At 72.9% G+C, this 24,513-nt stretch carries 21 protein-coding genes and 1 pseudogene; 9 read left to right on the top strand and 13 right to left on the bottom strand.

What is annotated here, in order from left to right; all coding sequences use genetic code 11:
* Window positions 1-8: 8 nt before the first annotated feature.
* From mmsA to iolC, 5 genes are all read right to left on the bottom strand, one after another.
* On the bottom strand, window positions 9-1,502 hold the full coding sequence (mmsA, locus tag AB0G59_RS09645; protein ID WP_360909719.1) for a CoA-acylating methylmalonate-semialdehyde dehydrogenase: 1,494 nt from the start codon (window positions 1,500-1,502) through the stop codon (window positions 9-11).
* A gap of 21 nt (window positions 1,503-1,523) precedes the next feature.
* The gene (iolD, locus tag AB0G59_RS09640) at window positions 1,524-3,401 is read right to left on the bottom strand and encodes a 3D-(3,5/4)-trihydroxycyclohexane-1,2-dione acylhydrolase (decyclizing) (RefSeq protein ID WP_360909717.1); all 1,878 of its coding nucleotides are present in this window, start codon (window positions 3,399-3,401) and stop codon (window positions 1,524-1,526) included.
* Window positions 3,398-4,285, bottom strand: a complete 888-nt coding sequence (gene iolB / locus AB0G59_RS09635; protein ID WP_360909715.1) for a 5-deoxy-glucuronate isomerase — start codon at window positions 4,283-4,285, stop codon at window positions 3,398-3,400. The genes iolD and iolB overlap by 4 nt, the downstream gene beginning before the upstream one ends.
* A 172-nt stretch (window positions 4,286-4,457) precedes the next feature.
* Window positions 4,458-5,348, bottom strand: coding sequence for a deoxyribose-phosphate aldolase (locus tag AB0G59_RS09630; RefSeq protein WP_360909713.1), 891 nt, complete (start codon window positions 5,346-5,348; stop codon window positions 4,458-4,460).
* On the bottom strand, window positions 5,345-6,370 hold the full coding sequence (gene iolC, locus AB0G59_RS09625) for a 5-dehydro-2-deoxygluconokinase (protein ID WP_360909711.1): 1,026 nt from the start codon (window positions 6,368-6,370) through the stop codon (window positions 5,345-5,347). The genes AB0G59_RS09630 and iolC overlap by 4 nt, the downstream gene beginning before the upstream one ends.
* Before the next feature lie 240 nt (window positions 6,371-6,610).
* On the opposite strand from iolC, the gene AB0G59_RS09620 reads away from it, so the two are divergent.
* The 5 genes from AB0G59_RS09620 to AB0G59_RS09600 all read left to right on the top strand — a co-directional run bounded on the left by AB0G59_RS09620 (window position 6,611) and on the right by AB0G59_RS09600 (window position 10,390).
* Complete coding sequence (locus AB0G59_RS09620) at window positions 6,611-7,513, top strand: sugar phosphate isomerase/epimerase (protein WP_360910007.1); 903 nt, start codon at window positions 6,611-6,613, stop codon at window positions 7,511-7,513.
* Window positions 7,514-7,548: 35 nt separating this feature from the next.
* Window positions 7,549-8,586: a Gfo/Idh/MocA family oxidoreductase gene (locus AB0G59_RS09615; protein ID WP_360909709.1), complete on the top strand. Its 1,038-nt coding sequence runs from the start codon at window positions 7,549-7,551 to the stop codon at window positions 8,584-8,586.
* 66 nt (window positions 8,587-8,652) lie between these two features.
* Entirely contained in the window at window positions 8,653-9,654 is a 1,002-nt protein-coding gene (locus AB0G59_RS09610; protein ID WP_360910005.1) for a Gfo/Idh/MocA family oxidoreductase, read from the top strand.
* Between the two features lie 205 nt (window positions 9,655-9,859).
* A complete protein-coding gene (locus AB0G59_RS09605) occupies window positions 9,860-10,066 on the top strand; it encodes a MerR family transcriptional regulator (RefSeq protein ID WP_071963552.1) in 207 nt (68 codons plus the stop codon).
* A 111-nt stretch (window positions 10,067-10,177) separates the two neighbouring features.
* The gene (locus tag AB0G59_RS09600) at window positions 10,178-10,390 is read left to right on the top strand and encodes a cation transporter (protein ID WP_360909707.1); all 213 of its coding nucleotides are present in this window, start codon (window positions 10,178-10,180) and stop codon (window positions 10,388-10,390) included.
* 503 nt (window positions 10,391-10,893) lie between these two features.
* Here AB0G59_RS09600 and AB0G59_RS09595 read toward each other — a convergent pair.
* From AB0G59_RS09595 to AB0G59_RS09575, 5 genes are all read right to left on the bottom strand, one after another.
* Window positions 10,894-12,183, bottom strand: coding sequence for a citrate synthase (locus tag AB0G59_RS09595; protein ID WP_071963550.1), 1,290 nt, complete (start codon window positions 12,181-12,183; stop codon window positions 10,894-10,896).
* Between the two features lie 169 nt (window positions 12,184-12,352).
* Window positions 12,353-14,581, bottom strand: coding sequence for an ATP-dependent RecD-like DNA helicase (locus tag AB0G59_RS09590; protein WP_071963549.1), 2,229 nt, complete (start codon window positions 14,579-14,581; stop codon window positions 12,353-12,355).
* Window positions 14,582-14,907: 326 nt separating this feature from the next.
* The gene (locus tag AB0G59_RS09585) at window positions 14,908-15,741 is read right to left on the bottom strand and encodes a sugar phosphate isomerase/epimerase family protein (protein WP_360909705.1); all 834 of its coding nucleotides are present in this window, start codon (window positions 15,739-15,741) and stop codon (window positions 14,908-14,910) included.
* The gene (locus tag AB0G59_RS09580) at window positions 15,738-16,889 is read right to left on the bottom strand and encodes a dihydrodipicolinate synthase family protein (RefSeq protein WP_360909703.1); all 1,152 of its coding nucleotides are present in this window, start codon (window positions 16,887-16,889) and stop codon (window positions 15,738-15,740) included. Before AB0G59_RS09580 ends, AB0G59_RS09585 begins: the two co-directional genes overlap by 4 nt.
* A complete protein-coding gene (locus AB0G59_RS09575) occupies window positions 16,886-18,046 on the bottom strand; it encodes a Gfo/Idh/MocA family oxidoreductase (RefSeq protein ID WP_360909701.1) in 1,161 nt (386 codons plus the stop codon). The genes AB0G59_RS09580 and AB0G59_RS09575 overlap by 4 nt, the downstream gene beginning before the upstream one ends.
* Before the next feature lie 67 nt (window positions 18,047-18,113).
* Between AB0G59_RS09575 and AB0G59_RS09570 the strand changes: the two are divergent.
* Window positions 18,114-18,896 (top strand): annotated as a pseudogene (locus AB0G59_RS09570) (sugar phosphate isomerase/epimerase family protein); the annotation flags it as partial.
* Here AB0G59_RS09570 and AB0G59_RS09565 read toward each other — a convergent pair.
* Window positions 18,778-19,752, bottom strand: a complete 975-nt coding sequence (locus tag AB0G59_RS09565) for an EamA family transporter (RefSeq protein ID WP_360909699.1) — start codon at window positions 19,750-19,752, stop codon at window positions 18,778-18,780. The pseudogene AB0G59_RS09570 and the gene AB0G59_RS09565 sit on opposite strands and share 119 nt — an antisense overlap.
* A 95-nt stretch (window positions 19,753-19,847) precedes the next feature.
* On the opposite strand from AB0G59_RS09565, the gene AB0G59_RS09560 reads away from it, so the two are divergent.
* The 3 genes from AB0G59_RS09560 to AB0G59_RS09550 all read left to right on the top strand — a co-directional run bounded on the left by AB0G59_RS09560 (window position 19,848) and on the right by AB0G59_RS09550 (window position 22,396).
* Complete coding sequence (locus tag AB0G59_RS09560; protein WP_071963543.1) at window positions 19,848-20,753, top strand: LysR family transcriptional regulator; 906 nt, start codon at window positions 19,848-19,850, stop codon at window positions 20,751-20,753.
* Between the two features lie 59 nt (window positions 20,754-20,812).
* A complete protein-coding gene (locus AB0G59_RS09555; protein ID WP_360909697.1) occupies window positions 20,813-21,454 on the top strand; it encodes a TetR/AcrR family transcriptional regulator in 642 nt (213 codons plus the stop codon).
* Between the two features lie 309 nt (window positions 21,455-21,763).
* Window positions 21,764-22,396, top strand: coding sequence for a hypothetical protein (locus AB0G59_RS09550; protein WP_360909695.1), 633 nt, complete (start codon window positions 21,764-21,766; stop codon window positions 22,394-22,396).
* A gap of 28 nt (window positions 22,397-22,424) precedes the next feature.
* Here the strand turns inward: AB0G59_RS09550 and AB0G59_RS09545 are convergent, their stop codons facing one another.
* Entirely contained in the window at window positions 22,425-23,855 is a 1,431-nt protein-coding gene (locus tag AB0G59_RS09545; RefSeq protein ID WP_360909693.1) for a S28 family serine protease, read from the bottom strand.
* Between the two features lie 66 nt (window positions 23,856-23,921).
* Window positions 23,922-24,506 (bottom strand): dihydrofolate reductase family protein, encoded by a 585-nt coding sequence (locus tag AB0G59_RS09540; protein ID WP_360909691.1) that lies wholly within the window; start codon window positions 24,504-24,506, stop codon window positions 23,922-23,924.
* Window positions 24,507-24,513 lie beyond the last annotated feature (7 nt).

Here is a 24,513-nt window from a genome sequence, read left to right as displayed (position 1 = left end):
AATCGGGACTAGCGGTGGCTGGGGAACCCCAGGTCCACGCCGCCGTCCTCCGGGTCGGGCCACCGGGTGGTGACGACCTTGCCGCGCGTGTAGAAGTGCACGCCGTCGTTGCCGTAGATGTGGTGGTCGCCGAAGAGGGAGTGCTTCCAGCCGCCGAAGGAGTGGTAGCCGACCGGCACCGGGATGGGCACGTTGACGCCCACCATGCCCGCCTCGACCTCCAGTTGGAAGCGGCGGGCGGCGCCGCCGTCGCGGGTGAAGACGGCGGTTCCGTTGCCCCACGGCGAGGCGTTGATGAGGGCCACGCCCTCCTCGTAGGTCTCCGCGCGCAGCACGCACAGCACCGGGCCGAAGATCTCGTCGCGGTAGGCGTCCGCGTCGGTCGGCACCTTGTCCAGCAGGGACAGCCCGATCCAGTGCCCCTCCTCGTAGCCTTCCACCGTGAAGCCGGTGCCGTCCAGGACGACCTCCGCGCCCTGGGCGGCCGCGCCGTGGACGTAGGAGGCGACCTTGTCACGGTGGGCCTTGGTGATCAGGGGGCCCATCTCGGACGTGGGGTCGTCGCCCGGACCGATCTTGATCTTCTCGGCGCGCTCGCGGATCTTCGCCACCAGCTCGTCGCCGGTGCCGCCGACCGCGACGACCGCGGAGATCGCCATGCAGCGCTCGCCGGCCGAGCCGTAGGCGGCCGAGACGGCGGCGTCCGCGGCGGCGTCGAGGTCGGCGTCGGGCAGGACCAGCATGTGGTTCTTGGCGCCGCCCAGCGCCTGGACGCGCTTGCCGTGGGCGGAGGCGGTGGTGTGGATGTGGCGGGCGATGGGCGTGGAGCCGACGAAGGAGACGGCGGCGATGTCGGGGTGTTCGAGCAGGCGGTCGACGGCCGTCCGGTCGCCGTTGACGACGTTGAGGACGCCGTCGGGCAGGCCCGCCTCGGCGGCGAGCTCGGCCAGGCGGAGCGCGGCCGAGGGGTCCTTCTCGCTCGGCTTGAGGACGAAGGTGTTGCCGCAGGCGATGGCGAGCGGGAACATCCACATCGGCACCATGGCCGGGAAGTTGAAGGGCGTGATGCCCGCGACGACGCCCAGCGGCTGGCGGATCGAGGCGACGTCGACGCGGCTGGAGACCTGCGTGGACAGCTCGCCCTTGAGCTGCGTGGTGATCCCGCACGCCAGCTCGACGATCTCCAGGCCGCGGGCGACCTCGCCGAGCGCGTCGGAGTGGACCTTGCCGTGCTCGGCGGTGATCAGTGCGGCGAGCTCGTCGCGGTGGGCGTCGAGCAGCGCGCGGTAGCGGAACAGCACCGCCGTGCGCGCCGCCAGCGAGGAGCCGCCCCACGTCTCGTAGGCGGCCTTGGCGGCCGCGACGGCCGCGTCGACCTCCTCGACGGAGGCGAAGGCCACGCGCGTGGTGACGGCGCCGGTCGCCGGGTCGGTCACCGGTCCGTACTCGCCCGAGGTGCCCTCGACGGACTTGCCGTCGATCCAGTGGTTGACGGTCTTCATGGGCTGCGGCCTCTCCTACGGTCAAAGATAACGTCGACGGGCGGCGGCGTTGCGGTCGTACTCCTCCCGGGCCGTCACGGCCGCCGGGCGGGTCGCGGTCTCGGCGACAGGCACATCCCACCACGCCTGGGCAGGGGGCGCGCCGGACAGTGTGTCGGCTGTTTCGGTCTCCACATAGACACATGTGGGCCGGTCCGAGGCGCGCGCCTCGGCCAGCGCCGCGCGCAGCTCGAGGACGGTACGGGCCCGCAGCACGGTCATGCCCAGGGAGGCGGCGTTGGCGGCCAGGTCCACGGGCAGCGGGTCGCCGGTGTAGGTGCCGTCGGGCGCCCGGAAGCGGTAGGCGGTGCCGAAGCGCTCGCCGCCGACGGCTTCCGAGAGGCCGCCGATGGAGGCGTAGCCGTGGTTCTGCACCAGGACCACCTTGATGGCGATCCCCTCCTGCACGGCGGTGACCAGCTCGGTCGGCATCATCAGGTACGTGCCGTCGCCGACCAGCGCCCACACCGGCCGGTCCGGGTCCGCCAGGCGCACGCCGATCGCGGCCGGGATCTCGTAGCCCATGCAGGAGTAGCCGTATTCGAGGTGGTACTGGCGGCGGGAGCGGGCCCGCCAGAGCTTGTGCAGGTCGCCGGGGAGCGAACCGGCCGCGTTGATCACCACGTCCTCGTCGCCGACGACGGTCTCGAGCGCGCCGATCACCTGGGTCTGGGTGGGGCGCCGCCCGTCGCCGTCCTCCCGCCAGGAGTAGGCGTACTCGACCGCGGCGTCCCACTGCGTCTTCCCGGCGGTGTACGCGCTCACGTACTCCGGCGCGACCCGGTGGCCCCGCAGCCCGTCGGCCAGCGCCCGGAGGCCGGTGCGGGCGTCGGCGACCAGGGGCAGCCCGGCCATCTTGTGGGCGTCGTGCGCGGCGATGTTGAGGTTGACGAAGCGGACGCCGGGGGCCGCGAAGAGGGTCGCGGAGGCGGTGGTGAAGTCGCTGTAGCGGGTGCCGACGCCGATGACCAGGTCGGCGGCGCCGGCGAGCGCGTCGGCGACGGCGGTGCCGGTGTGGCCGATGCCGCCGACGTCCGCCGGGTGGTCGTGGCGCAGCGAGCCCTTGCCGGCCTGGGTGGAGGCGACCGGGATGCCGGTGGCGTCGGCGAGCGCGCGCAGCTCCTCCTCCGCCTCGCTGTGGTGGACGCCGCCGCCCGCGATGATCAGCGGGCGCCGGGCGGCCCGTACCGCCTCGACGGCGGCGGCCAGTTCGGCGGGGTCGGGCGCGGGGCGGCGCACCTGCCAGACGCGGTCGGCGAAGAACTCCTCCGGCCAGTCGTACGCCTCCACCTGGACGTCCTGGGGCAGGGCGAGGGTGACGGCGCCGGTCTCCACGGGGTCGGCCAGCACCCGCATGGCCTGCAGGGCGGCGGGGATCAGCGCCTCGGGGCGGACGATCCGGTCGAAGTACCGGGAGACCGGACGCAGGCAGTCGTTGACGGAGACGTCGCCGGCCCCGGGGTGTTCGAGCTGTTGCAGCACGGGGTCGGCGGGCCGGGTGGCGAAGGTGTCGCCGGGGAGCAGGAGCACCGGCAGGCGGTTGATCGTGGCGAGGGCGGCGCCGGTGACGAGGTTGGTGGCGCCGGGGCCGATGGAGGTGGTGACGGCGTGGGCGGAGAGCCGGTCGCAGTGGCGGGCGTAGCCGACGGCGGCGTGCACCATGGCCTGCTCGTTGCGGCCCTGGAGGTAGGGGAGCGCGTCCCCGGTCTCCAGCAGCGCCTGGCCGACGCCGGCGACGTTGCCGTGGCCGAAGATGCCCCAGCAGGCGGCGATCAGGCGCCGGCGGCGGCCGTCGCGCTCGGTGTACTGGTGGGCCAGGAACTCCACCAGGGCCTGGGCGACGGTGAGACGGCGGGTCATCGTCCTCGTTCTCCCTCGGGGTACAGGGGCAGCCGCGGGTCGACCGGCGTGTCCGGCCATGTGGTGCGGATCCAGGCGTGGTCGGGGTGGTCGCGGATGAGCCACTCCCGCTCGCCGGGGCCGGCCATGACGTTGAGGTAGTACAGGGTGTGGCCGGGCGCGGCGATGGAGGGGCCGTGCCAGCCGTCGGGGATCAGCACGGCGTCGCCGCTGCGGACCTCGGCCAGGACGTCGGTGCCCTTCTCGCGGGACGGCGAGACCCGCTGGTAGCCGAGGCCGGGCCGGCCGCCGGGCGCGTCGGCGACCTCGAAGTAGTAGATCTCCTCCAGCTCCGACTCCTCGCCGGGGCAGGGCTCGTCGTGCTTGTGCGGCGGGTAGGAGGACCAGTTGCCGCCCGGAGTGAGGACCTCCACCGCGATGAGCCTGTCGCAGGCGAAGACGTCGGCGGCGGCGAAGTTGTTGACCTGCCGCGAGCAGGTGCCGGTGCCGCGCAGTTCGACGGGGACGGCGGAGGCGGGCACGTAGCGCGCGGGCAGGACCTGCTCGCAGCGGGCCCCGGTGAGCGCGAAGCGGCCGCCGCCCGCGGAGGTCACGGTGGCGTGGGCGTCGCGCGGCAGGTAGGCGAAGTCGGTGACGGCGCTGAAGACGCTCTCGCGGCCCTCCAGTTCGAAGGTCACCTCGTCGGTGACGACGGTGCAGCCGCCGTTCAGCGGCAGCACGATCCATTCGCTGTCGCCGGTGGAGAGGGTGTGGCTGCCGCCGGGCGGGAGGGTCAGCACGCGCAGGGAGGAGTAGGCCCAGCCGGCGCGCTCGGGGGCGACGTCCAGGTCGTACGCGCCGCCGGCGGCGGTGCCGGCCGGTAGGTGCCGGTCGGTAGGTGTCATGCGCCTCTCGTCTCCTGTCGGTTCGGCACCGCCGGACGCGACGGTGGGGGTTGCCCGCCACGGCGGCGGGAAATCAGTCCCCAGCCCCGCCCCTTCCCGAAACCGGGGGCTCCGCCCCGGACCCCGGTCCGGGGCGCCGGACGGGCTGGATCGTTGCCCGGCACGCGGCCGGTCACAGCAGTCCCACCGCCGTGTCCACCGCCGTCGCCACGTCGCCGTCCGGCGGGTACAGCAGGGCCCGCCCCACCACCAGCCCCCGCACGGTCGGCAGCCGCAGCGCCGCGCGCCAGCGTTCGTACGCGGCCTCCTGCCGCGCCGCGTCGCCGCCGACGTCTCCGCCGAGCAGCACCGCCGGGAGCGTCGACGCCTCCATCACCCGCTCCATGGCCGCGGGGTCGTCGGTGACCGGCACCTTCAGCCAGGTGTACGCGGACGTGGCGCCGAGCCCCGAGGCGATGGCGAGGGAGGTGGTGACGGCCTCGGCGCCGAGGTCGTTGCGGACCGTGCCGCCGACGCGCCTGGACAGGAACGGCTCCACGAAGACCGGCAGCCGGCAGGCGGCCATCTCGTCGATGGCGCGGGCGGCGGACTCCATCGTGGTCAGGGAGCCGGGGTCGTCGTAGTCGATGCGCAGCAGCAGCTTGCCGGCGTCGAAGCCGCGCCGGACGAGGTCGTGCGCGCGGGGCCCGGTGAAGCGGTCGTCCATCTCGAAGGAGGCGCCGAGGAGGCCGCCGCGGTTCATGGAGCCCATGACGACCTTGTTCTCGAGGGCGCCGAGCAGCAGCAGGTCGTCGAGGATGTCGGCGGTGGCGAGCACGCCGTCGACGCCGGGGCGCGAGAGGGCGAGGCAGAGCCGCTCCAGCAGGTCGGCCCGGTTGGCCATCGCCAGGCTCCGGCCGGCGACGCCGAGGGCGCCGCGCGCGGTGTGGTCGGCGGCGATGATCATCAACCGGCCGCTGTCGCCGAGCAGGGGCCGGCGCCCGCGCCGCGCGGCGGCCTCGGCGATGGCCTCGGGGTGCCGGCTGCGCACCGTCGGCAGGTCGGCGATACGGATGGGCGTCACGAGGTGCCCTCGGCTTCCATGGGGCGATCGGGTCGGTCGGCGAGGAGGGCGGCGACCTCGTCGTCCGTCGGCATGGCGGACGAGCACGCCAGCCGGGAGGCGACGATCGCGCCCGCCGCGTTGGCGTAGCGCACGGCGCGCTCCAGGTCCCAGCCGGCGAGCAGCCCGTGGCAGAGCGCGCCGCCGAAGGCGTCGCCCGCGCCCAGGCCGTTGACGACCTCGACCGGCACGGGCGGGACCTGCGCGGTGGTGCCGTCGCGGTGGACGGCGAGGACGCCCTGGGGGCCCTGCTTGACGACGGCGAGCTCCACGCCCGCGGCCAGCAGCGCCCGGGCCGCGGCGTACGGTTCGCGCTCGCCGGTGGCGACCTCGCACTCGTCGGCGTTGCCGACGGCGACGGTGGCGTGGGCGAGGGCCGCGGCGTAGTGGGGCCGGGCGGCGGCCATGGCGGCCGGGCCGGTGGCGCCCCCGGCGCCGGAGGCCCCGCCCTCGCCGCCCCAGAACATCGGCCGCCAGTCGAGGTCGAAGACGGTGGTGCCGCGCTTGGCCCGCGCCGCGAGCGCGGCGAGGGTCGCCGACCGGCTGGGCTCCTCGCTCAGGCCCGTACCGGTCACCCAGAAGATCCGGGCCGCCCGGACGGCGTCCAGGTCCAGTTCGGCGGCGTGGATCTCGAGGTCGGGCGCCTTGGGGCGGCGGTAGAAGTACAGCGGGAAGTCGTCCGGCGGGTGGATCTCGCAGAACGTCAGGGGCGTGGGGTAGGCGGCCACGGGCGTCACCCAGCGGTCGTCGACGCCGAAGTCGCGCAGCGCCCGGCGGACGTAGCCGCCGAAGGGGTCGTCGCCGGTGCGGCTGATCAGGGCGGTGCGGCGGCCCAGCCGGGCCGCGGCGACCGCGACGTTGGCCGCCGATCCGCCCAGGAACCTCCCGAACGTCTCGACCTCCGCCAGCGGCACCCCGGTGCGCAGGGGATAGAGGTCCACCCCGGCCCGGCCCATGGTGACGAGGTCGTACGGACCGGTCATGATCTCCCCTCCGCCCTTCGGTTCCGGGCTCAGGTCTAGCCGGGGGCGCACGGCGGTGTCAAGCATTTGTCCTTACATAAGGACGTCGCGGGGCGGGTATTGACGTTACGTCCATATGTCCGGACGAAACCTTGACACTCCCGGCCCGCACCAGGAAGCTACGGGCATCCCCAGCCTTGCCCGGTCAACGCCGACCGGCGAGAGGAGAGCCGCCGCATGGACGCCGCCGCCCCATCGCCCCTGTCCCCCGTCCTGAACCGGATCCGCGTCGGCTCCGCACCGGATTCGTGGGGCGTCTGGTTCGCCGACGATCCGGCGCAGGTTCCCTGGGAACGCTTCCTGGACGAGGTGTCCGAGGCCGGCTACGAGTGGATCGAGCTGGGCCCGTACGGCTATCTGCCCACCGAGGCGGCCCGGCTGCGCGACGAGACCGGCCGCCGGGGCCTTAAGGTCTCCGCCGGTACGGTCTTCACCGCCCTGCACCGCGGCCCCGCCGTCTGGGACGAGACGTGGGCGCAGGTGGCCAGGGTGGCCGAGCTGACCCGGGCCACGGGCGCGCACCACCTCGTGGTCATCCCCTCCTTCTGGCGCGACGACAAGACGGCCGAGATCATCGAGAGCCCCGAGCTCACCGCCGAGCAGTGGCGCCACCTCAACACCGGCATGGAACGCCTGGCGCGCGAGGTCATGAGCAGGTACGGGCTCTCCATCGCCGTCCACCCCCACGCCGACACCCACATCGACACCGAGACGCACGTCGAGCGCCTCCTCGACGCCACCGACCCGGGCCTGGTCAACCTCTGCCTGGACACCGGGCACTACGCCTACTGCGGCGGCGACAGCGTCAAGCTCATCAAGACCTACGGCGAGCGGATCGACTACCTCCACCTCAAGCAGGTGGACCCGGCGGTCCTGGCCGACGTGCGCGCCCAGGGCATCCCCTTCGGCCCGGCCGTGCGGCAGGGCGTGATGTGCGAACCGCCGCGCGGCATCCCGGCGCTGGAGCCCGTCCTGACCGCCGCGCAGGGGCTCGGCGTGGACCTGTTCGCCATCGTCGAGCAGGACATGTACCCCTGCCCGCCCGAGACGCCGCTGCCCATCGCCCGGCGCACCCGCGCCTTCCTGCGCTCCTGCGGCGCCTGACGACGACACCCACCGAGGACCAGCGAGGACCAGCGATGACGCGAGACGGAACACTCGGCGTGGCCGTGATCGGCACCGGCAGGATGGGCTCGGACCACGTCCGGCGCCTCGACGAGGTCATCAGCGGGGCACGGGTGGCCGCCGTCGTCGACATCGACGGCGAGCGCGCCAAGTCGGTGGCCGCCCGCGTCGACGGCTGCACCGCCTACACCGACCCGGCCGCCGCCATGGCCTCCGCCGACGTCGACGCCGTGCTCGTCGCCTCCCCCGGCCCGGCCCACGAGGCGGCGCTGCTGGAGGCGTTCGCGCACGACCTGCCCGTGCTGTGCGAGAAGCCGCTCACCCCGGACGCCGCGTCCGCCCTGCGGGTGGTCGAGGCGGAGGAGCGGCTGGGCCACCGGCGGGTGCAGGTGGGCTTCATGCGCCGCTACGACGCGGAGTTCGCCCAGCTGAAGGCGCTGCTGGACGCGGGCGGGCTCGGGCGGCCGCTGATGCTGCACTGCACGCACCGCAACGCCTCGACGCCGCCGGGCTTCACCAGCCGCATGATGATCAACGACTCGGTGGTGCACGAGATCGACGTCACGCGCTGGCTGCTGGAGCAGGAGATCACCGCCGTCACCGTCCTGCGGCCGGCCCCCTCCTCCGCCGCGCCCGAGGCCCTGAGCGACCCCCAGCTCGTGCTCCTGGAGACCTCCGGCGGCGCGGTCGTCGACGTCGAGATCTTCGTCAACTGCGGCTTCGGCTATCAGGTGCGCTGCGAGGCGGTCGGCGAGAGCGGCACCGCGCGGGCCGGCGACGCCCACGGGCTGTACGTCAACGCCGCCGGGCGGTGGGGCGGGGAGATCGCCCAGGACTACGTGGTGCGCTTCCGGGACGCCTACGACCGCCAGGTCCAGGCCTGGGTCGACGCCACCCGGCGCGGTGAGACGACCGGCCCGAGCGCCTGGGACGGCTACGCGGCGGCCGCCGTCTGCGAGGCGGGCGTACGGGCCCAGGAGAGCGGCGAGCGCACGACGGTCGCGCTCGCCGAACGCCCGGCCCTGTACGCGCCGGGCCCCGCCGGGCGGTGACCGCCACCGCGATGCGGCCGCACCGACGACCACGGAACGGACGGGGAGACCATGACCGGTGACCGCCTGCGCGTCGGCCTGCTCGGCGCGGGCCGGATCGGATCGTTCCACGCGGGGGCGCTCGCCGCGACGGAAGGGGTCGGCGAGCTGGTGATCGCCGACGCCGAGCCCGCCAGGGCGCGGGCTCTGGCGGGGCGCGTGGCCGGAGCCCGCGCCGTCGGGTCGGCGGAGGAGGTCCTCGCGGCGAGCGACGCCGTGGTCATCGCCACCGCCACCAGCGCCCACGCGGAGCTGATCACCCGGGCGGCCCGGGCCAGGCTGCCCGCCTTCTGCGAGAAGCCGCTGGCGCTGGACCCGGCGGGCACGGCCGCCGCGCTGCGCGAGGTGGAGGCGGCGGGCACGCTGCTGCAGATCGGCTTCCAGCGCCGCTTCGACGCCGGCTTCAAGGCGGCGCGCCAGGCGCTGCGGTCGGGGGCGCTGGGGCGGGTGCACACCATCCGGTGCGTCAACTCCGACGCCGTGCCGCCGCCGGCGGAGTTCGTGCCGCTGTCCGGCGGGCTGTTCCGCGACTGCCTGGTCCACGACGTCGACGCCGTGCGCTGGATGACGGGCCGTGAGGTGGTGGAGGTGTACGCGCGGGGCTCGAACGGCGGCGCGGCCTTCTTCCGGGAGGCGGGCGACGTGGACACCGCCACCGCCCTGCTCACCCTGGACGACGGCACGCTGGTGACGGCGACCGCCACCCGTTACAACGGCGCGGGGTACGACGTGCGGATGGAGCTGTCGGGCGAGCGCGACCAGTGGGTGGCCGGGCTCGGCGCACGGACGCCCATGACGTCGGCGGAGCCTGACGGTCCGGCGGGGCCCGAGCGGCCCTGGCCGGGCTTCCTGGAGCGGTTCGCGGACGCCTACCGCGCGGAGCTCGCCGCGTTCGTCGAGGCCGCACGGGGGAAGGCCGGCAACCCCTGCCCGGGCCAGGAGGGGCTGCGGGCGCTGCTCGTCGCGGAGGCCTGCGAACGCTCCCGCCGGGAGAACCGGCCCGTACGGGTGGAGCCGTCCGCCGGCTGAGGCCCGCCACCTCCTGTTACCGAGTCACCTTCCCGTCACGGTCGTCACGCCCGCGCGAGCTTTCCGTCACAGAAGTCCGACAGCGCTCCGCCACAGTCACTCTCCGTCGTTGTCCGGGGACAGGCTAGCGATCAAGAACGGCCGCGCCGCAGCTCCCCCAACGGACCCCCCTCCGTGGCTGCGGCGCAGCGGAGAGGCGCGAGAGATGACCGACCGTCGACTCTGGTCCTACAAGGAAATCGCGGCACACATCGGCGTCCAGACCGATACCGTGCGCTCGTACCGCAAACACGGGATGCTGCCCGCTCCCGATCTCACCGAGGGCGGCAGACCGTTCTGGTTCGCCGACACCATCCGGACCTGGGTGACGCAGCGTCCCGGCCGCAACGGCCGTGCGCGCGGCAGGTCCTGACCCCGAAGAAACCTTAAATCCCTGCCCTTTGCCCTCCGGGGAATACCCCCGGGGGGTAAAGTGCTGTCCGCACCAGAAAGCACAGCACGACACTTTCCGAGGAGTACGCCCATGACCACCACCGTCTACAAGGTGACCGGCATGACCTGCGGCCACTGCGAGTCCGCGGTCACCAGCGAGATCTCCGCGATCGGCGGCGTCACCTCGGTCGCGGCCGTCGCCGCCACGGGCGAGGTCACCGTGGTCTCCGAGGCGCCGCTGGACGCCGCGGCCGTCCGCGCCGCGGTGGACGAGGCCGGCTACGAGCTCGTCGGCCAGGGCTGAGCCGGCCCGATTTTCACGCAATCCCTACAAGTAGGGTCTTGCCCTTTTACGCCCACTTGCTCCGGGAGACCTAGATCACAGCGATTGGGAGGTAACCATCGCGGGGGGACATTGGTCTAACCAGGCAGTGCTGGGTCGTCTTGGGGGACGGACCGGCCACGCGTGGCCGGGGCACGTACCCGGGGAGCTTTGAGCGGCCCTCCCGTACGTACGCGTCCCGGCAGATCGCGTCCGTCCGCTCCCGGCCGGATCCCGTGGGGGGAATCCGCGCCGGGGCAGGAAAGCGCCTCGCTCCGACCCGTGGGGGGATCGGTGTCGGGGCGCTTTTCACATGCTGTGTACACATATGACCGCGTACACACAGGGCGGGCGGTCGCGGCGGGCGACGTCTGTTGGACGGCTCCCCCACACGCGGACACGCGAAGGCGCCCCGCACCGGTGAGGTGCGGGGCGCCTTCCTGCGTACGGGCCGCGGGCGGCCTCCCGGCGGTGGCCGGGGAGGGTCAGCGCTCCTCGACGGGGACGAAGTCGCGCTCGACGACGCCCGTGTAGATCTGGCGCGGACGGCCGATGCGGGAGCCGGGCTCCTTGATCATCTCGTGCCACTGGGCGATCCAGCCGGGGAGCCGGCCGAGCGCGAAGAGCACGGTGAACATCTCGGTGGGGAAGCCCATCGCCCGGTAGATCAGACCGGTGTAGAAGTCCACGTTGGGGTAGAGGTTGCGCGAGACGAAGTAGTCGTCGGAGAGCGCGTGCTCCTCCAGCTTCAGCGCGATGTCCAGCAGCTCGTCGGACTTGCCGAGCGCCGAGAGGACATCGTGCGCCGCCGCCTTGATGATCTTCGCCCGGGGGTCGAAGCTCTTGTAGACGCGGTGCCCGAAGCCCATCAGGCGGACGCCGTCCTCCTTGTTCTTCACCTTGCGGATGAAGGAGTCGACGTCGCCACCGTTGGCCTGGATGCCCTCGAGCATCTCCAGCACCGACTGGTTGGCGCCACCGTGCAGCGGGCCCCACAGGGCGCTGATGCCCGCGGAGATCGAGGCGAACATGTTCGCCTGCGAGGAGCCCACCAGGCGCACGGTCGAGGTGGAGCAGTTCTGCTCGTGGTCGGCGTGCAGGATCAGCAGCTTGTCCAGGGCGCTGACGACGACCGGGTCCAGCTCGTACTCCGCGGCGGGCACCGAGAAGGTCATGCGCAGGAAGTTCTCGACGTAGCCGAGGTCGTTGCGCGGGTAGACGACCGGGTGACCGATCGACTTCTTGTACGCGTAGGCCGCGATCGTCGGCAGCTTGGCGAGCAGCCGGATCGTGGACAGGTGGCGCTGCTTCTCGTCGAACGGGTTGTGGCTGTCCTGGTAGAAGGTGGACAGCGCGCTGACCACGGACGACAGCATGGCCATCGGGTGGGCGTCACGCGGGAAGCCGTCGTAGAACCGCTTGACGTCCTCGTGCAGCAGCGTGTGCTGGGTGATCTCACCCTTGAACGCCGCCAGCTCGTCGACGGTCGGCAGCTCACCGTTGATCAGCAGGAACGCCGTCTCCAGGAACGAGCTGCGCTCGGCGAGCTGCTCGATCGGGTAGCCGCGGTAGCGCAGGATGCCCTGCTCGCCGTCGAGGTAGGTGATCGCGGACTTGTAGGCGGCGGTGTTGCCGTAGCCGGAGTCCAGGGTCACCAGACCGGTCTGCGCACGGAGCTTGCCGATATCGAAGCCCTTGTCGCCGACGGTGCTGTCGACCACCGGGTAGGTGTATTCGCCGTCCCCGTACCGCAGTACTACAGAGTTGTCGCTCACGTCATCCCTCACCGACGTTGTGCCTCTTCTTCGAGGTGCCCTGACTACCCCTACCTTCCCCCATTTGGACGATGTACGTGCACTCGGGGTCGGCCATAGGGCCTAAAGACGGCACTGAGTGCCGTCCAGCCTGCCCATCCTGCCCCGTTCGCCCTGATTGGTAAACCGCTCAGAGACGAACACCACCTCCACCGCCCCCCGCAAGCCGGTGATCCAGGGCCGTGAAGCGCCTGCCCGCCGAGACCGTACGCACCGCCTGGGCCAGGGCACGCCGCGAGCCGACCAGCACCACCAGTCGTTTCGCCCTGGTAACGGCGGTATAGAGAAGATTGCGCTGCAGCATCATCCAGGCACCGGTGGTGACGGGGATCACCACGGCCGGATATTCACTGCCCTGGGAGCGGTGGATGGTCACCGCATAGGCATGGGCGAGTTCGTCCAGTTCGTCGAAGTCGTAGTCGACCTCCTCGTCCTCGTCGGTGCGCACGGTCAGCCGCTGCTCGACGGCGTCCAGGGCCGTGACCACGCCCACCGTGCCGTTGAAGACGCCGTTCCGCCCCTTCTCGTAGTTGTTGCGGATCTGGGTGACCTTGTCGCCCACCCGGAAGACCCGGCCGCCGAAGCGCCGCTCGGGCAGGTCGGGCCGTGCGGGCGTAATGGCCTGCTGCAGGAGGCCGTTGAGGGTGCCCGCGCCGGCCGGGCCGCGGTGCATGGGGGCCAGCACCTGTACGTCCCGGCGCGGGTCGAGCCCGAACTTCGCGGGGACGCGCCGGGCGGCCACGTCCACGGTGAGCCGGCCGGCCTCCTCGGTGTCCTCCTCGGGGAAGAGATAGAAATCCGTCATCCCTTGAGTGATGGGCTGCACCCCGGAGTTGATGCGGTGTGCATTCGTCACCACGCCGGACTGCTGCGCCTGCCGGAAGATGCGGGTGAGCCGGACCGCGGGGACGGGGCTCTGCGGGGCGAGGAGGTCGCGCAGCACCTCCCCGGCCCCCACCGACGGCAGCTGGTCCACGTCCCCCACGAGCAGCAGGTGGGCGCCCGGCGGCACGGCCTTGACCAGCTTGTTGGCCAGCAGCAGATCGAGCATGGAGGCCTCGTCGACGACCACCAGGTCGGCGTCCAGCGGTCTCTCCCGGTCGTACGCCGCGTCGCCGCCGGGCTTGAGCTCCAGCAGCCGGTGCACGGTGGAGGCGTCGGCGCCGGTGAGCTCGGACAGCCGCTTGGCGGCCCGGCCGGTGGGCGCGGCCAGCACGACCTTGGCCTTCTTGGCCCGGGCCAGCTCGACCACGGACCGCACGGTGAAGGACTTGCCGCAGCCCGGCCCGCCGGTGAGGACCGCGACCCGGCTGGTGAGCGCGAGGCGCACCGCCTCCTGCTGCTCGGGCGCCAGCTCGGCGCCCGTGCGGCCGGCGAGCCAGAGCAGGGCCTTGTCCCAGTCGACGTCGGCGAAGGCGGCCAGCCGGTCGTCCTGTGTGCGCAGCAGCCGCGTCAGCTGCCCCGCCAGGGAGAGCTCGGCGCGGTGGAAGGGGACGAGGTAGACGGCGGTGACCGGCTCCCCGCCGTCCGGCCCGGGGACGCTCTCGCGGACCACGCCCTCCTCCTCGGCGGCCAGTTCGCCGAGGCAGTCGATGACGAGCCCGGTGTCGACCTGGAGCAGCTTGACCGCGTCGGCGATCAGCCGCTCCTCGGGCAGGAAGCAGTGGCCCTGGTCGGCGGACTGGGACAGGGCGTACTGCAGTCCGGCCTTGACCCGCTCGGGGCTGTCGTGCGGGATGCCGACGGACTGGGCGATGCGGTCGGCGGTCAGGAAGCCGATGCCCCACACGTCGGCGGCCAGCCGGTAGGGCTGGTTGCGGACGACGGAGATCGAGGCGTCGCCGTACTTCTTGTAGATGCGCACGGCGATGGAGGTGGAGACGCCGACGCCCTGCAGGAAGACCATGACCTCCTTGATGGCCTTCTGCTCCTCCCAGGCGGCGCCGATGGACTTGGTGCGCTTGGGCCCCAGGCCGGGCACCTCGATCAGGCGCTTCGGCTCGGACTCGATGACGTCGAGGGTGTCGGTGCCGAAGTGGCTGACGATGCGGTCGGCGATGCGCGGCCCGATGCCCTTGATGAGGCCGGAGCCCAGGTAGCGGCGGATGCCCTGGATGGTGGCGGGCAGGACGGTGGTGTAGTTCTCCACCGTGAACTGCCGTCCGTACTGCGGGTGGGAGCCCCAGCGGCCCTCCAGGCGCAGCGACTCGCCCGGCTGCGCGCCGAGGAGCGAGCCGACCACCGTGAGGAGGTCCCCGCCGCCCCGGCCGGTGTCGACGCGGGCGACGGTGTAGCCGCTCTCCTCGTTGGCGTAGGTGATCCGCTCGAGGACCCCTTCGACCACTGCCAGTTGCACCATGCCCCGACGGTACCGCCGGGGTCCGACAGGGCGTTCGGGCCTGTGGGCAGCCGTGGTTCCGCTTCCTGGGCCGCCGCCTGCCGGGCCGGTCCCGGCCCCCCACCCGAGCCCGGGCGGAAACATTCCGACCGGACCGGTTCGCAATGATTCGAGGGGCCCGGTCCGACGACCGAGCCCCTCGCGTTCCCCCCGGAACCGGCTTCCCCGAATCCCCCCGGATCCCTCCCCGGGAAGCCTGATGCCCATAACGACCCACCTGGGCCCCGAAGGGTTGCAGTGATTCCGAAGCGTTATCTTTCCGTTACATGACGTGTGGAACCCGCAGTTCACTGCACATGGGCGCGATAACGGTCGATCACCTCCGCCAGCACCTCCGCTCCCGGCCGCCGCCACAGCCCCGGATGGAAGATCTCCACCTCGGCCGGGCCCGCGTAGCCCACCGCGTCGAGGCGCCGGCGGAACCACCGCAGGTCCACGCACCCGTCCCCGAGCTGCCCCCGCCCCAGCAGGACGCCCTCGGGCAGCGGGGTGACCCAGTCGGCGAGCTGGAAGGCCGCGACGCGCCCGCCGCGGCCCGCCCGTTCGAGCTGCTCGGCGACCGTGTCGTCCCACCACAGGTGGTAGGTGTCCACGACGACGCCCACCCGGTCGGCGGGGAACCGCTCGGCGAGGTCGAGGGCCTGGCGGAGGGTGGAGACCACACAGCGGTCGGAGGCGAACATCGGATGCAGCGGCTCGATCGCCAGCCGCACCCCGCATGCGGCCGCGTACGGGGCCAGCTCGGCGAGGGCGTCGGCCACCCGCTCGCGGGCGCCGGCCAGGTCCCGGCTGCCGGGCGGCAGGCCGCCGGAGACCAGCACGAGCGTGGCGGTGCCGAGGGTGGCCGCCTCCTCGATCGCGGCGCGGTTGTCGGCGAGGGCGGCGGCCCGTCCGGCCGGATCGGCCGCCGTGAGGAAGCCGCCGCGGCACAGGCTGCTGACGGCCAGTCCGGCGTCGCGTACGAGCCGGGCGGCGGCCCGCACCCCGTACTCCCGCACGGGCTCCCGCCACAGCCCGACGGTGCGCACCCCGGCGGCCGCGCAGCCCGCTGCCAGCTCGGGCAGCGACCACTGGCGCACCGTCTGCTGGTTCAGGCTCAGCCGCTCCGGCGGCCGCGTCACCGCTCGACCCCGTGGACCGCCAGCAGAGCGGCCATCCGGGCCTCGGCCGCCGCCGGGTCCGGGAACAGGCCGAGGCCGTCGGCCAGTTCGTAGGCCCGCGCCAGGTGCGGCAGCGGGCGTGCGGCGTGCAGGCCGCCGGCCATCGTGAAGTGCCGCTGGTGGCCGGCGAGCCAGGCCAGCAGGACGATGCCCGTCTTGTAGCAGCGGGTCGGCGGCTCGAAGAGGTGCCGGGCCAGGGGGACGGTCGCGTCGAGGGCGGCCCGGCAGCCGGGCCCGTCGCCGGCGTCGAGCAGGCGCACGGCGTGGGCGGCGAGCGGGCCCAGCGGGTCGAGGGCTCCCAGCAGGGCGTGGCTGTGCGCGTGCCCGTCGCCCTCGAGGAGAGCGGGGTAGTGCAGGTCGTCGCCGGTGTAGCAGCGCACTGCGGCGGGCAGCCGTCGCCTCAGTTCCCGCTCGCGCCCGGCGTCCAGCAGCGACACCTTCACCCCGTCGACCTTGTCCGGGTGGGCCGCCACGATCCGCAGAAGGGTCTCGGTGGCCACCTCCGGGTCGCCACTGCCCCAGTAGCCCTCCAGCGCGGGGTCGAACATGGGGCCGAGCCAGTGGAGGATCACCGGTTCGGCTGTTTGGCGCAGCAGCCGGCCGTAAACCTCCTCGTAGTGCTCCGGTTCGGTGGCGACGGCGGCCAGGGCGCGCGAGCCCATGACGACGGCCCGGGCACCCGCCGCCTCCACCACCGCCAGCTGTTCCTCGTAGGCCGCCACGACGGCCTCCAGACGGCCGTAGGGCGGCGCCAGCTGGTCCGTGCCCGCCCCGCACACCAGGAGGCCGCCCACGGCCCGCGCCTCGGCGGCGGAGCGCCGCACGAGCTCTGCGGCGGCCGGCCAGTCCAGGCCCATGCCGCGCTGGGCGGTGTCCATCGCCTCGGCCACGCCGAGGCCGTGCGCCCACAGGTGGCGGCGGAAGGCCAGCGTGGCGTCCCAGTCGAGGCCGGCCCGGCCGAAGGGGGTGGTGTCGCCGTAGGGGTCCACGACGATGTGGGCGGCCGCGTAGAGCGTGCGGCTCGCGGGAGGCGGCCCCGGTGGCACGGGCGCCGCGGGCCGGGGCTCGTACGGGCGCAGCGCGCCGGTCGCGTCCGGCAGCCGGATCACGGCGCGGACTCCGGCACGGCCACCCGGCGCCCCTCGGCGGAGGACCGCCGGGCCAGCTCCGCCAGCTGCACCCCGCGGGCGCCCGCGTGCAGGTCGAAGCGCCAGGGCTCGCCGAGGGCCACATGGCGCAGGAACAGCTCCCACTGCGCCTTGAAGGCGTTGGGGTGTACGCCGTCGTCCCCGTTGTCCGGCACCTCCTGCCACTGGGCGCGGAAGTCCTGGCCGGCGGGCAGGTCGGGGTCCCACACGGGCCTGGGGGTGGCGGAGCGGTGCTGCGCGCGGCAGGTGCGCAGGCCCGCGACGGCCGAGCCCTCGGTGCCGTCGATCTGCAGCTCCAGCAGCTCGTCGCGGTGCACCCGCACCGCCCAGGAGGAGTTGAACTGTGCGATGGCTCCGCCCTCCAGTTCGAAGACCGCGTAGGCGGCGTCGTCGGCGGTCGCCTCGTAGGCGGCGCCCCGTTCGTCCCAGCGGCACGGAATGTGGGTGACCAGCCGCGCCTGGACGGCCCGTACGGGTCCGGCCAGCTCGCGCAGGACGTACTCCCAGTGGGGGAACATGTCGGCCGCGATGCCGCCGCCGTCGTGGGCCCGGTAGTTCCACGAGGGCCGCTGCGCGGGCTGCCAGTCGCCTTCGAAGACCCAGTAGCCGAACTCGCCGCGCACGGACAGCACCCTGCCGAAGAAGCCGCCGTCGGCGAGCCGCTTGAGCTTGCGCAGGCCGGGCAGGAAGAGCTTGTCCTGGACGACTCCGTGCCGTACCCCGGCCCGTTCGGCGAGGCGGGCCAGGGCGAGGGCGCCCGCGTGGCCGGCGGCGGTGGGCTTCTCGCAGTAGACGTGTTTGCCCGCCGCTATGGCCTTGCGCACGGCGGCCTCGCGGGCGGCGGTGACCTGGGCGTCGAAGTAGACCTCGACGGCCGGGTCGGCGAGGACGGCGTCGAGGTCGGTGGACCAGCAGCTGATCCCGTGGCGAGCGGCGAGCGCCGCCAGCTTGCGCCCGTCGCGGCCCACGAGAACCGGATCGGGCCACAGCGTCACTCCGTCGCCGGCGTCGATGCCGCCCTGTTCGCGCAGGGCGAGGACGGAGCGCACGAGGTGCTGGCGGTGGCCCATGCGGCCGGTGACGCCGTTCATGGCGATGCGTATGTTCCTGACCGTCATCTGCCCGGATCCTCCCGTCTTCGGCACCAGGGGCATTTCCCACCGCACAACGGGGAAACCGATCAGCATGAAGCTGGCCTTCTCCACCCTCGGTGTACCCGGAACGCCCCTGAGCGACGTCGTACGGCTCGCCCGTGCGCACGGCTACGACGGGGTCGAGCTGAGGGCCGACCCGGAGGAACCCGTGCACCCGGGCATCGGCCTCGCGCAGCGGGCGGCGACGGCCGAGCAGTTCGCCGGGGCGGGAGTGGAGATCCTGGCGCTGGCCGGGTACGCCCGGGTCGCCGCCCCCGGGCCCGACGAGCCGGTCCTGGCCGAGCTGGATGCCCTGATCCGGCTCGCCTCGGACCTCGGGGCGCCGTTCGTGCGGGTGTTCCCCGGCGGCGGGGACCAGCCGGCGGAGGAGGCCGACGCGGTCGCGGCGCGCCGCCTGGCCACCGTCGCGCCGCTCGCCGCCGACTCGGGCGTACGCGTCCTGCTGGAGACCCACGACTCGCACCGCAGGGCCCAGGACGCGGTGCGGATCCTGGGCCCGGTGGGGCACGGCAGCATCGGTGCGCTGTGGGACGTGCTGCACACCTGGCTGGGCGGGGAGGAACCCGCCGTCAGCTTCCCGGCCCTGGCCCCGCACCTGGGCTACGTACAGGTCAAGGACGTCGCCTCGGCGCAGGAGAGCGCGCCGCTGCCGCTGGGCTCGGGCGTGCTGCCGCTGGGCGCCTGTGTAGGGGCGCTCAGCCGTGCCGGCTGGGACGGCTGGCTGTGCTGGGAGTACGAGAAGCGCTGGCATCCGCAGGCGGCCGAGTTCGCTCAGCTGGCGGGGCCGGGAGCGGAGTATCTGCGGGGGCTGGTCGCCGCCGCCCCGCCAGCGAGGTGACCGCGACGCCGCCCACCAGCAGCACCGCCGCGCACCACCGCAGCGGGCTCACGCTCTCGCCCAGCAGCAGCGCCGCCGAGGACATGCCGAAGACGGGCACCAGCAGGGAGAACGGGGCGACGGCCGAGGCGTCGTAGGTGCGCAGCAGGAAGCTCCAGGCGCCGAAGCCGAGCACGGTGCTGACCCAGGCGACGAACAGCAGGGCGCCGACGCCGCTCCAGTCGAGGGAGCGCAGGGCCTCGGCGTCGGCGGCCGGGCCCTCGAAGACGAGGGAGAGCAGCAACAGCGGCAGCACCGGGACGGTGCTGATCCACACGGTGAAGCCCAGGGCGTCGGCCGGTGCGGCCTTGCGGGTCAGGATGTTGGACACGCCCCAGAAGGCCGCCGCGATCACGACCAGGGCGAAGCCGAGCAGAGGTCCGGAGGCGCCCTCGTCGACGGCGGCCACCGCGATGCCCGCCAGGGCCACGGCCATGCCCGCCAGCCGTACCCTTCCCGGTCGTTCGGCGAGGGCGACCATGGCGAAGAGGGCGGTGAAGACCGCCTGCGCCTGCAGGACCAGCGAGGACAGCCCGGTCGGCATCCCCGCGTGCATGCCGACGAACAGCAGTCCGAACTTGCCCACTCCGAGCGCCAGTCCGACCCCGATGATCCACCGCCACTTCACCGACGGCCGCCGCACGAGGAAGACGGCGGGCAGTGCGGCCGCGAGGAAGCGCAAGCCGCAGAAGAGCAGGGGCGGGAAGTGTTCGAGCCCGACGTGGATGACGACGAAGTTGACGCCCCACAAGGCCGCGACGGCGACGGCCAGGGCTATGTGCAGTGGTCGCATGCCCAAAGGATCACGTGCATCCACCATGTAGCACCAGCGCGCACTTCTTCATGATGGGATTCAGCAACACTCAACAATGGGGGGTTCGGAAGACCATGTTGGACCTGTCCCGCCTGCGGGCCCTGCACGCCGTGTCCGTCCACGGCTCGGTCAGCGCCGCCGCCGTCGCCCTGGGGTACACCCCCTCCGCCGTCTCCCAGTCGATCACCAAGCTGGAGCGCGAGACCCGCACCACCTTGCTGGAGCGCCGGGGGCGCGGAGTGGCGCTGACCGACGCGGCGGTCCGGCTGGCGGATACCGCGCAGGAGCTGCTGGCGATGGTCGAGCGGGCGGAGACCGACCTGGAGGAGCAGCGCGGGGTGCCGGCGGGGCGCCTGGTGATCGGGGCGTTCGCGTCGGCCGCACGCGGCCTCCTGCCGGGCGTGCTGGCCGCCCTGGCCCGCGAGCACGCCGCCCTGGACGCCCGCCTGGTCGAGGTCGACCCGCATCTGTCCGTCGGCCTGGTGGCCCAGGGGGTGCTCGATCTGACGGTCACCTTCGAGTGGGACATCGCGCCGCTGCCCGCGCCGGAGGGGCTGGGCCGGGCGCGGATCGGCGACGACCTGTGCGACGTACTGGTGCCGCGGGGTCACCCGCTGGCCGGACGGGAGCGGCTGAGCCACGCGGACCTGGCGCACCAGCGCTGGATCTGCCAGCCTCCCGACACGGTCTGCCACGACTGGCTGGTACGCACCCTGCGCGCCGGCGGCAGCGAGCCGGACCTCGCCTACCAGGCCGCCGAGAACCACACCCAGCTCGCCCTCGTCGCGGCGGGCCTGGGCATCGCGCTGCTGCCCCGCCTGGGGCGGGGCCCGATTCCCGACGGCGTGCTGGCCGTGCCGCTCGAACCCGTCCCCGTACGGCGGCTGTTCACCTACTGGCGCACGGGCGCGGCCCGCCGGCCGGCGATCAGCGAGACCGTGCGGCTGCTGCGTGAGCAGTGGCCGGCACGGTCGCTGTGACCAGTCCTTTTGACCAGTCGCTTAAACCGTATGATGAACCCTCTTCGAGAGGGCGGCACATGTCGGTGGAGACCAAGGAACGGCTGATCACCGCGGCGGGCACGGTCCTGCGTACGCAGGGGTACGGCAAGGCGAGCGCACGGACGATCGCCAAGGAGGCCGACGTCAACTCGGCGTTGATCTTCTACCACTTCGGGGGCGTCGACCCGCTGCTGCTCGCGGCGCTCGACCGCTCGTCCGCCGAGCGGATGGAACGGCACACCGCCACCGTCGCGGACGCGAGAACGCTGGAGGAGCTCGCCGAGCGCGCCACCCGCATCTACCGCGACGACCTCGACGGCGGCCACATCACGCTCCTGTCCGAGCTCGTCGCCGCCGCGGTCGCCAAGCCCGAGCTGCGCGAGGAGATCCGCATCCGGGTGGAGCCGTGGCTGGCGTTCATGGAGGAGACCCTGGAGCGGGTCATCGGCGGCACGCCGCTCGCCCGGCTCACACCCCCGCGCGACCTGGCCAACGCCGCGGTGACCTTCTATCTGGGCGTCAACCTCTTCACCGTCCTGGACGCCGACCGCTCCCGCACGGAGTCGGTGTTCGCGATGGTCCGCCGGCTCGCCCCCCGCGCGAAGCTGCTGACCCTGCGCTCGCCGGTGCGGTTCGGCAGGGCGCGCGGCTTCGGCAAGGCCCGCGGCGCCACGGGTTAGGCCGGCCACCGCGGAACCGCTCCGGCGCGCGGCCCGTCACACAGGCGTGCTGCCGCTGGGATTCCGCAGAGCGGTACCGGCTCCGTTCGCTGACCGCGGTGCCGGCCACCCCTCTCCACCGCCTGCGGCCGGCAGCCCGCCGTCGCCGGTGCGCACCCCTCCCGCTGCGCCGGCGGCGGACCGCCGGGTCGGCGGGAGGACGGCAGGCCAGGGGCGTGCGGTCACCCTCCGCGAACCCTCCCGCACGCCTGGCGTGCGCTGGTGGCCGTCGGGTAACTGTGGACGCTCGTACGGCGGTTGGGGGAGAAGATGCGCCATGGCGCGCTGCCGGAGGCGCTGTTCGCGCTGGCGGTCCTGTACGGGTCGTGCGTGCTCACCGGCTGCCATGCCCCGGGCCGCACCGGCGCGGAGAGCGTCAGCCAGGGCGAGGGGGCGGCCCTGTCCCCGTCCGTTCCGGGGGGCGGTGCGACGTTCCTGGGCCGAGGCTCGTGCGCCGGCCGGGGCCGGCCGGCCTTCGGGGAGGTGGACTGCGCGAGCGAGCAGGCCACCGCGACGGTCCTCGCCCGCTATTACGGCCCGCGGGCCGGGGGCCCGCGCTGCCCGGAGACCACGGACTTCGTCCTGCACATCACGGCGGTCAACACCGGTACGTCGGAGTCGGAGAGCGCCCCGGAGGGCTACGCCTGCATGCGCAATCTGCGCGCCCCGCACCCGGGCGACCCCGGCCGGGGCGGCGGCCCGCTGACGGTGGTGGGCGACTGCGTGTACACCGAGCGGCACGGGGTGGTGAAGGAGACCGCCTGCGAGGGTCCGGCGGCCCGGGCCCCGGAGTTCCGCGTGGAGGAGGCGGTCCGCACCCGCGACGACTGCCCGCCGGATACGGACCTGTACGTACAGGTGGGCGGCGGGGCACCGGTGGGGTGCGCCCGCCGCCTGTCCTGAAGGCGTGCCGCCCGAAGGCGTGGCGGGCCTACGGACGCAGCATGGACTTCTGCTCCACGGAGCGGTCGAGCTTCGCGTCGTAGGGCGCCAGCGGCTTGGCGTGCCGGTCGTCCTTCTGCACGGTCGCGGGTGCGACGCCGGCCCAGCGCAGGACCTCGGCCGTGGCCTTGGCCCGCTCGTCGGCCACCAGATCAGCGATCTTGGTGCCGTGGTTGCCGCCCGGAGCGTAGAACCGGTAGTCGTGCCGGGCCTCGGCGTTCCTGCCGAGGCGGAACGGTTCGGCACTCCACGGGTCGTTCTGTCCGTAGACGAACAGCATCCGCTTGCTGTCCTCACGCACCCAGCGGTCGACGTCCGCCATCGCGTTGTTGCGGAAGGTCATCGATATGTCGCGCGGCACGTAGTTGCGCGGCTGGTAGATGCCCGGGTAGCGCAGCAGGCCCTTCAGGTGCGGGGACTTGAAGGTCGGGGCGCCGAGCTCGGTGCCCGCCTGGTAGTAGTACGGCGTGAACTGCTCCAGGCCCTGGTCGGTGTAGGCGTCGAAGCCGGAGATCTCGTCGACGAACTTGTAGAGGTCGTCCGTGGACGCCTTCGTCGCCGGGACGGTCTTGCAGTCGCTCTGCAGGTGGTACTGCCAGAACGCCCACATGAGGTCGAGGACGACGTTCTCGTAGGCCTTGTCGGCGCTGCCGACGACCTTGAAGGTCTTGCCGTTGGCGTCGGCCCACTTCTGGTAGCGGCCGACGATCTCGTCGCGGCGTACGAGCGCCTCGCGCTGCACCGACTCCAGCTGGGTGCGGCAGGCCTTGTCGCCCACGCCCGCGAAGAACCGGTCGTAGGCCGAGTCCTCGTTGTTGACCACGTCGTTGGGCGCGACGTAGGCCACGGTGCCGTTCATGTCGTTCGGGTAGAAGCGGCGGAAGTAGGTGGCGGTCATGCCGCCCTTGCTGCCGCCGGTGGCCAGCCAGTTCTTGCCGTAGACCGGCTTGAGGGCCTGGTAGAGGCGGTGCTGGTCGCTGGCCGCCTGCCATATGTCGAGCTTGGACCAGTCGGCCGGCTTCGGGCGGGACGGAGTGAAGAAGCGGTACTCCATCGACACCTGGTTGCCGTCGACGATCCGGGCCGGCTCGCTGCGGGACGGGTTGGTGGAGACGTTGTAGCCGGAGGTGTAGAAGACGGTGGGCCGGTCCGTGGCCTTGTGCAGCAGCGTGAAGCGCTGCTGGAAGGTGCCCTTGGCCGGGTTCTTGTGGTCGACAGGCTGCTGATAGTTCAACACGAGGTAGCGGTAGCCCTCATAGGGCTTCTCCTCGACGAAACTCATCCCCGGAATGCTCAGGATGCGTTGCTTGATGTCCGGCACGGTGTCGGTGGTCGTGGCCGCACCTGCCGCCGCGCTGCCGGCACCGACCGTCCCGATGGACATCGTCAGTGCCAGCAGTGCTCTGAGAGCCTTGCGCATGCGCCCTCCCCTGGGTTCGCAAAGGTCGCCGCGAACCTACCCGGGGCAACATCCGCCACGCCAGAGTCAGACGGTTGTGATCTTGGTGTACCGGGCCACGATGGCGCCGTTCTTGAAGGTGCGCGAGTCCTTCAGCTCGTACCGCTCGGGGGAGAAGTCGCCGGAGAACAGCCGGATGCCGTCCCCGGCGACGAACGGGTAGATCTTCAGCACCAGCTCGTCGATCTCCTCGCGCAGCTGGCCCGCGAGGTTCCCGCCGCCGCACAGGTAGATGCCCTTGCCCTCCTGCGCCTTGAGCTCGCGGACGAGCTCCACCGGGTCGCCGGCGAAGACGGTCACGGCCGGGTCGGGGCTCTCGGCGAGGGACGTCGAGACCACGTACTGCTTCATGTGCGGGTACGGGCTGGCGAAGCCCGCCTTCAGACCCGGCTCGTACGTGCCGCGCCCCATGACGACCGTGTCGAAGTCACGGTTGTCGGGCCCGAGCCCGACGTGCGGGCGCACGTGGCCGGGCAGGGCGTCGGGGTGGCTGGCGACGAGCGCGGCGGTGAAGTCCTCGTCGAGGACCGGGTACATGAAGTCGTACTCACCGTCCGGGCCGGCGATGCACCCGTCGAGGGTCGTGGAGATGAAGTACGTGAGCTTGCGCATGGGTCCC

Source organism: Streptomyces sp. NPDC021096 (assembly GCF_040641275.1).
In the GTDB taxonomy this organism is placed as follows: Bacteria; Actinomycetota; Actinomycetes; order Streptomycetales; family Streptomycetaceae; genus Streptomyces.
This window is presented reverse-complemented; position numbering and strand designations above follow the sequence as displayed.